The sequence below is a fragment of the uncultured Roseobacter sp. genome (genome assembly GCF_947496515.1).
Classification (GTDB): Bacteria; Pseudomonadota; Alphaproteobacteria; order Rhodobacterales; family Rhodobacteraceae; genus Roseobacter.
This window is the reverse complement of sequence record NZ_CANMDB010000042.1, coordinates 1-2,790: the sequence shown is the minus strand read 5'-3', so window position 1 is coordinate 2,790 and position 2,790 is coordinate 1. Positions and strand designations below refer to the sequence as shown.

Annotated in this window: 3 protein-coding genes; all 3 read right to left on the bottom strand. The window is 56.4% G+C overall.

Features of this window, described 5'->3' with window-relative positions:
* Positions 1-360: 360 nt before the first annotated feature.
* The 3 genes from Q1A53_RS23260 to Q1A53_RS23250 all read right to left on the bottom strand — a co-directional run bounded on the left by Q1A53_RS23260 (position 361) and on the right by Q1A53_RS23250 (position 2,705).
* The gene (locus Q1A53_RS23260) at positions 361-1,560 is read right to left on the bottom strand and encodes an ATP-binding protein (protein WP_299971768.1); all 1,200 of its coding nucleotides are present in this window, start codon (positions 1,558-1,560) and stop codon (positions 361-363) included.
* Between the two features lie 189 nt (positions 1,561-1,749).
* A complete protein-coding gene (locus Q1A53_RS23255) occupies positions 1,750-2,349 on the bottom strand; it encodes an SMC-Scp complex subunit ScpB (protein WP_299971765.1) in 600 nt (199 codons plus the stop codon).
* Positions 2,346-2,705: a DUF1403 family protein gene (locus Q1A53_RS23250; protein WP_299971762.1), complete on the bottom strand. Its 360-nt coding sequence runs from the start codon at positions 2,703-2,705 to the stop codon at positions 2,346-2,348. The genes Q1A53_RS23255 and Q1A53_RS23250 overlap by 4 nt, the downstream gene beginning before the upstream one ends.
* Positions 2,706-2,790: the final 85 nt, after the last annotated feature.

Here is a 2,790-nt window from a genome sequence, read left to right as displayed (position 1 = left end):
CAGACATGGTATTTTCCTTTAACTCTATGAATTAGAGATAGGAAATACCCGTGGGTTTGTCAAGTATATAATCGCCATTTCTTTAGCTCTGGCGACCTAATCTCACCTGGCGTCAACAAAGTTTGGCAGAATGCGGACCAGGCATCGTCTCTTATACTTTGCTGCTGGCCCGGAGATGCGTTTCCGATTAATGCGCTTCCGCAGTTCAACGCGTTTGCTAAAAAGTCCGCTTGCGACATTGTCATTCCAGCACTCCTTTAGCCGCAACTAGCAGGATTTGCGCGCGAAAGTTCCACCATCTAATACTGAAGCTGAAATACCTTTTGGTCATATCTTCGATGCGTCTTCCGCAGACAATCCTCATGGTGAACTCCATAAGCAGGAAAGCGGTGCGGCAAATAAGTTTTCTCCAAATGGAACGACCTGGTCGTGATCGTAGAGCACCATGCCTTGGACAAACTTCTTCCCGCATGCTTCTGCAAGTTTGCGCATGCCAGAAAAATCTCCCACCGAGACGGTGGCAGATGATTTTACTTCGATCCCGACGACCTCGCCGCGGCGGTTCTCCAACACGATGTCGACTTCGTTTTTGTCCTTGTCCCGGAAATGCGAGAACGTGCACCGCTGTTCGCTCCAGGTGGCGATCTTGCGCAGTTCGCTGAATACGAAGGTTTCCAAGATCGCACCGAAGCTCGTTTTGTCTTTTCGAACCACGTCCGGTGAGACATCCCGCATCGCCGCGAGGAGGCCTGCATCGAAAAAATGCAGTTTGGGCGATTTGGTCAGTCGCTTCAGCCGGTTTGTGAACCAGGGCTGCAGGGTATGAACAAGGTAGAGGCTTTCGAAGACACTGACGTATTTCTGTGTGGTGACATGATTGAGGTCGAGGCCAGCACCGATGCCGCTGTAGTTGACCAACTGTCCGGAGTGCTCGGCAAGCACCGACATCAGTTTCGGCATGAGGGCAAGCTGTTCGATCTGAGCCACGTCTCGGACGTCGCGCCGCACGATCGCGTCAAGATAGCCATGATACCAATCCTGCTTTCGCGACCATCGCGTGCGACCGAGCGCTTCGGGATATCCGCCGGAAAGGACGTTTTCAACTAGATGGTCACCGACGATCATGTGATCGGCCGTCGGCTTCTCTCGCGCAAAGGCCCGATCGATGAACTCTGATTTTGTGGCCAGAATTTCTGCCTGTGAGAGAGGCAGTAACCGAACGATCTCCATGCGACCGGCAAGGGAGTCCGCTACCTTTGGAATGGTCATAAGGTTGGCCGAACCCGTCAGGAGGAACCTCCCCGGTGTCTTGTCGTCATCGACTAGGTTTTTAATGGCGAGCAGAAGGTCGGGCGCACGTTGGATCTCATCGATCACGGCGCGGTCCAATCCGCGAACGAACCCGACAGGATCATCAATCGCCGACCGCAAAACGTTGGCATCGTCCAATGTCAGAAAGGGTATCTTGTCCGACGCGATTTCAGTTGCAAGCGTCGTTTTGCCAGACTGACGCGGCCCCGAGATGAGTACCACGCGGGTGTCGGACAGCGCCTCTTCCACTCGAGTCTTGGCAAATCTTGGGTACATCGTCGCACGACTCCTTTCGACCAATTGAAAGTTGGCATCCGACTAATTGAAAGTCAACTATCGACCATTTGAAAGCAACGATCCGACTGATCGAAAATCAACACCCGACCAACTGAAAGCCGGCGGCTTTGCGTGTCCGAAGAATACTGCATATTTCGGACATCATGAGTTCGACAACTCCAGTTCGGGTAAATCCCGCAAGCTCTGCAGATCGAATATTGCAAGAAACGTCTCGGTCGTCACAAAGGTATGCGGCGCTCCAGGGCGCGGAGCACGCGGTCCGGAGGCGATCAGATCCTTGTAGCGCAGCCGGGACAATAGATCGCGACTGACCTCCTTGCCGAAGATGTTGGCAAGGCCGGCGCGGTCGATCGGCTGGTGGTAGGCGATGGCGCAGAGCACCCCCATCTCCATCTCGGTGAAGGCCAGCGACTGCTCGCCCAAATCGGCTGCCGCCTTGATGGCATCGGCGAACTTGGTCTTCGTTCGGAACGTCCAGCCGCCCGAGACCTGAGACAATTCATAAGGTCGACCCGCCAGCTCGGTCTGGATGTCCTCGATCAGCATCTCAACCGAGACCCCCTGCCCTACCACGCGGGCGAGATCGTCGCGGCCGACCGGCGAGGCGCTAGCAAACAGCACCGCCTCGATCCGCCCCATCCATTCGCGCCAACGCAGCTCCTGCGGCAACTGATCAAGCTCCCGGTCGAAGACGGTGCCGCCCTCGTCCGCCGGTTTCCGCTTTCTTGTTGCGACCGTCATGGCGCGATCCCGTAGAGCCGGAACATCGGTCGCCCGGTCAGCTCCCGCGCGACACCCAACTCGACCAGCCGGTCGCAGAACCGTCGCGCGACACGGGAGGACATCGGAATCGACGTCCCGCGAATACGCGGCGAAAGCATTGACGCCCGCACGACTGCATCTTCGGTCAAGAACAAGTCGACCGCCGCATCCGATCCTTTCGCCCGCAGTTTCGGGGCGACGGTGCAAAGCGCCTCGGCGCGGCGGGCTAAATCGCGGGCCAACCGGATCGTCTCCTCAGTGCACTCTAGAATCCGGACCTGCATTGCCAGCCCGGCCCCCTGTGTCACTTGGCACCTAAATGGGTTCTTCCTCAAAGTGTGTGATGTCTGCTTACTTTGGCTCTATGCCTTGCGGCCATGCGAACAAAATCAAAGTGGTCCCCGGGTCCTGGGGTTATAG

What these genes read in the sequence shown, in the direction of transcription:
- Q1A53_RS23255 (WP_299971765.1), bottom strand. Translation starts at nt 2,349, where the DNA reads ATGACGGTCGCAACAAGAAAGCGGAAACCGGCGGACGAGGGCGGCACC.